1 protein-coding gene is annotated in these 373 nt (G+C 37.0%); it reads right to left on the bottom strand.

Features of this window, described 5'->3' with window-relative positions; all coding sequences use genetic code 11:
• Positions 1-313, bottom strand: a 313-nt coding sequence (locus tag SB756_RS28470; RefSeq protein ID WP_410912843.1) for a hypothetical protein, incomplete at its 3' end; no start/stop codon positions are given.
• Positions 314-373 lie beyond the last annotated feature (60 nt).

Genomic DNA, 373 nt, shown 5'->3' with positions numbered 1-373 from the left:
AGCGCCAATGCCAATAACGCTGAGCTTGAAGTTGACTTAAAGAATCAAACATACAGGCCACTGCTTTTAATTTGCCACTGCGATAAAGCACTATTAGTGGTTGCTTTTCTTGCCAAAAACTACTGAGTTCTTCACGTATTAATGCACGTAACTTTTTCTCGTAAACGGCTTTATTTTTTCCATCATAACCAAGCATTGTTTTTAGTACAGGGTCATCATGGTATGCCTGATAAATTAAACTTGCGGCAGTGCTTATATCTTCTGCTTCAATGTATTGTACGCTGAACGTTTCTTCTTGTGCGGTTATACTCATTGTATGTCCTTTATTGTTTTAGCCGTAAATATAATCAGAGCTCAAATACTAAAGCTATAC

The organism is Pseudomonas sp. SIMBA_068 (genome assembly GCF_046534705.1).
GTDB lineage: Bacteria > Pseudomonadota > Gammaproteobacteria > Pseudomonadales > Pseudomonadaceae > Aquipseudomonas > Aquipseudomonas putida.
This window is presented reverse-complemented; position numbering and strand designations above follow the sequence as displayed.